Origin of the sequence: Leptolyngbya sp. AN10, assembly GCF_050565645.1 — a bacterium.
Classification (GTDB): domain Bacteria; phylum Cyanobacteriota; class Cyanobacteriia; order Leptolyngbyales; family Leptolyngbyaceae; genus Leptolyngbya.
In genome coordinates this window covers 1-3740 of record NZ_JBNXVP010000092.1, presented here as the reverse complement: position 1 = coordinate 3740, position 3740 = coordinate 1, and the positions used below count along the sequence as shown (strand labels likewise).

The following is a 3740-nucleotide window of genomic DNA, read 5'->3' as shown; positions in this document are numbered from 1 at the left end:
GATAATATTGCCATCGTCGTCTCGAATAATGACTTCGATGCTTGCCATGATGCTGACTCCGACTTCAAAGTTGATTTGTCGTGATCTTAGCGGCTTTTCACTTCATCAACCGATTATTTAGAGGTGGTCATTTTGCCTACAACATGAAGGTGGCAGACTACACTAAGCAGCTTGCAGCCCGTGTTAACTAGCTGATCTAAATACCTCTGGAAACGAAATGGCATCGGGCAAGTTGCTGAGAGTGAAAATGCTACCCATCATCGCGCCCACAATGCCGAAAGAGCAGACATCTGCACCTGTGAGATACAAGCCAAGTAGAGGCGTTGTTGGGCGAGTCCAATCCCAGTTCTTGCGCTGAAAGCGATCGCTTCCCAAGGGCAACCCGTAGATGGCTCCTCGTGGATGATCCGTGAAGTGTTCCGTCGTAATCGGAGTCGAAAGTTCCTTGAATGCCACAAGGTTCGCAAAGCCTGGGTAAGCCTGATCGACGAGTGCAATCATGGCATCTGCGAGTTGAGCTTTCAAGGCTTGGTAATCTTCATCTCGATGTCGCCACTGTTGGTCACGCCATTGAGCAAATTGCTCATAGTTCACAAAGGTCATCATCTCAGCCGTATGTGCTTTCGCATTGGGATCTTTCAACGACGGAAATGAGAGATAGCCATGATTGGGCTTGAGAGCTTGGATGGCTTGATCGCGCTGGCGGTAGGTAGCATCGTGATCCCAAGCGGTGTAGTTCCAGTGATTTTCCCCATGAAATCCTAGTTTTCGAGGATCATCGGAAAGTCCGAGATAGAGCGTGATCGGTGTGGGGATTTCTGCTGCTTGAACGAATTGGCGCAGCGATTCTCGGAACAGAATTGGATAGTCTGCGGGAATCAGTTTCAGATAGGTATTCGCTGCACCAACATCTGAAATGATAACCGGAGCTTCGTAAGTTTCGTCTGATTGGTTCTTGAGATTGCGAACCCGAACCCCCACTGCGAGATCGTGTTCGATGATCACTTGAGTGACTTCTCGGTTTAGCAAAAATTGTCCGCCGTGCGCTTCAACGATCGCTTGCACACTCGTCGCGATCGTGCCTGTACCGCCTACCGGATAGTACCCGCCTTCTAGATAATGCTGCACGATTAGGGCATGAACAACAAATGGACTATGTTCTGGTGGCAAGCCGTAAGTTCCCCATTGAGAAGTCAGAACGGCTCTGAGTTTTGAATCATGAATGTGTTGCTCCAAATAAGCTTTAGTTCCGTTGATGTAATCTGCTAAAGGACTACTGAGAAGGGTTACTAGATTCGCTAATTCCAGAACTGATGACATTTACCGTAACACCTGTGCGATCGAACCGCTTCGATAAGCTTTTGGTCAGATGCAACAGCGCACATTTAGCGGCTGCATAATCGGGCATCATCGCAAACGGCTGAATCGATTGGGCACTCGCGATTTTTATCTATGGAGAAGGACAACATACAACTTTAGTACTAGTTGCCGGATATAGTTTTGCGCGAATCGGTTAGAAGCGATCGCGACTTAGTTTATAGATAAGTCGTGATCGCTCCTTCTGAGTGGTTTCATGGGGATTGGTGTTGGCTGAGTTTTCAACTTGTTGGCTGACCATGTTTCGCCTCAGTTCGTTAACCACTTCAAGAGTAGGCTGAGTTTTGAAAAAATGGCAGAACTAATGCTGAATAAATCTGAAAGCAATGTACAGACAGATTGACACTTTCGGGGTCAGAACGATTCTTAGAGTTTTTTCAACAATCCCATCAGCTTATATTTCCGAGCATGGGTCTGTGTCAAGTGCTGGTAGTAGGCTGACCATTCTGGTTGTCGTCCTGCTTGTTGATAAGCAGCCTGTGCTTTTCTTAACCATTCAACCGCGTGGTGATAGGCATCAGCTTTGCCCCGATCCATAATCTCTTCAGCACGGTGACGAGCATTTTCAATCACCCAATCAGAATGCTGTAACATAGCAGCATCCATCACACGATGAATCAGGGACGAATGGTAGTAGCTGAGATCTGTGACGACTGTAATGGCATGATCTATCAATCCTTCATGTAGAAAGATATCGACTTTTGCTTCTTCCATTCCCCAGGCAGTACGATTTTGTAAGGCTTGCAATAAGTCTTGTCGGAGAGCAGTCCAATCTCTTCCGGTCAAAGCTTCAATCCTTTGATAGTCCTGAAAAGAAGGTCTAGATTTGAAGGCGGCGACTCTAGCAGTGATAGCAATTTCTAAGTTGCTTTGTCCTTCTGCTAGGTCGCTTGTCCAAGTTGCTAGTTCAAAGAGGCGATTGCCTGGTAGAGTCAAGCCAGTACGGGCAATTTCTAACGCCTGATCCATTGCTCCTTGCTGGTGTAGGGTTTGTGCCAGTGCGAAGGCTTCTTCTAAGGTTGTCATTTGATCTTGGGCAGCACTCATCGACTCTTCGATTCGTCCCAGTTGTGCCAGCATTGTGAGAAACTGTTCCGTCTGCCCTTCTGCTTCTGCCAGGTAGAGATATTCCTGATACCGTTCTTGTCGTACCAAAATCGCTAATCGGGTCAATGCCAAATCATCCGCAAAATCAGGGGGTTCTCCGTCCCACGCTCCTAATTCAGTGATTTCGCCGTTCAATACCTGTAGCAATGGAGGATAGCTCCATCCTTGCTGTAAGGCTTCCAAACTCATTGAAAAAGATTGTCCCCATTGCCGTTGCCAAGTCTGGAATTGCGATCGCAGTTGAGCCTGTTGTTTAGAGGTTAGTTCAACGGTAAGAATGGCTTCTGTCCAAGCTCGATCGAGTGCCGCGACAATTCCATCACTGTCGGCTCCATAGGCATCTACTTCATCCCAGTCATCTACACAGCCTTGAGTAATGCCTTCAAGAATTGCGATCGCATTCTCCCCATCTCCAATTTGAGAGAATTCTTCTGCTTTTGCCACAATGTCTAGTAGTTTTTCTGTCACCGGATCATCGTCATATCCATTTTCCCAATCATGAACGGCATCGCGAAACACCTGCCGCACCTGACGACGAAAGGGAGTTGGATCAACAGGAGTGCGACGAGCAGGTTTGGGCGAAGTAGGGGTGGGAACTGCGGTGATTAGGCTAATTTGGCGATCGAGGTCATCAATTAGATGGGGATGATCTGTGAGGAGCGCTTGGAGAACTTGCCGAGTTTGGTTGAGATCGAGACGATTGAGCAATTGCTCTAAAGAGGGGCGGACTTCAATGATTTCTGGCTTATGGGCACAAAGCAGCAGAACGGCAACAATGTGCTTGCACCAACCCTCGAAGTGATAGGCACAGGTGCAATGAGCGTTAGTGATTCCGCTTTTATCGATCTGGATTGCGACTTGATAAGGGATAGCTTGGCTGCCTTCGACTTCTGCTTGCAATAGGTTGTCTCGCTGAATTGGAGCCGATACTGCTCCATCTCGGTAATAACTTTCACCCCGCGTAAAGGATTGAGTGCTGGCATTGCGCCGAATGGCTGCTAGCTTAATGGGAGGAATAGACATGGTACAAGCAGGGAAATACAGCTATCTCCATTATCAGTCTTTTACGTTCTGCAAGTGGATTAGCTAGATAAAGATAACGCGAATTACAAAAAAGTCTCAAGGAGCGCAGCAATTCTCATTATGAAAAATCAACTGGAGTTGGGCGGGACTTCTAACTCCAGTCCTTCAATCATAAAGGTCAGCAAATGATCCCAATTCTCGAACAATAAGTAGCGAGTTAAGGCACGCAGATC

At 47.2% G+C, this 3740-nt stretch carries 3 protein-coding genes; all 3 read right to left on the bottom strand.

Features of this window, described 5'->3' with window-relative positions; genetic code table 11:
* Window positions 1-183: 183 nt before the first annotated feature.
* Window positions 184-1320 (bottom strand): phytoene desaturase family protein, encoded by a 1137-nt coding sequence (locus ACQ4M5_RS41585; RefSeq protein ID WP_430681661.1) that lies wholly within the window; start codon window positions 1318-1320, stop codon window positions 184-186.
* Entirely contained in the window at window positions 1274-1408 is a 135-nt protein-coding gene (locus ACQ4M5_RS41580; RefSeq protein WP_430681662.1) for an SDR family NAD(P)-dependent oxidoreductase, read from the bottom strand. Before ACQ4M5_RS41580 ends, ACQ4M5_RS41585 begins: the two co-directional genes overlap by 47 nt.
* Window positions 1409-1743: 335 nt before the next feature.
* Window positions 1744-3507, bottom strand: a complete 1764-nt coding sequence (locus ACQ4M5_RS41575) for an SWIM zinc finger family protein (RefSeq protein WP_430681660.1) — start codon at window positions 3505-3507, stop codon at window positions 1744-1746.
* Window positions 3508-3740: the final 233 nt, after the last annotated feature.